Here is a 340-nt window from a genome sequence, read left to right on the forward strand (position 1 = left end):
CCTCGCTGCCAGGACTCGATGCCGGCATGTTGTACGAAGATATTTATTGCGCGCGCGGTCAGGCCGAAAATTACATCAAACATCTCAAGGATGACCTCGCCGCCGACCGTACTTCCTGCACCAGCTTTCTCGCCAATTGCATGCGCTTGTTGCTGCACGCGGCGGCCTACATCCTGCATCAGCAACTGCGTACCGAAGGGCTACGGTATACCGCGCTGTCGCAGGCGCAGCCATCAACGGTCATTTCCAAACTGTTCAAAATCGCCGTGCAGGTCAGGCAGTACAAGAACAAGATCGTTTTACATTTACCAAGTGCTTGTCCACTCAAAGATTCGCTGTG

General features: G+C 53.8%; 1 protein-coding gene. It reads left to right on the plus strand.

What is annotated here, in order from left to right; translation table 11 throughout:
* A partial coding sequence (locus F2P44_RS34685; protein WP_187363531.1) for a transposase occupies positions 1–340 on the plus strand: 340 nt, incomplete at both ends.

Source organism: Massilia frigida (genome assembly GCF_011682175.1).
Taxonomy (GTDB): Bacteria; Pseudomonadota; Gammaproteobacteria; order Burkholderiales; family Burkholderiaceae_D; genus Telluria_A; species Telluria_A frigida.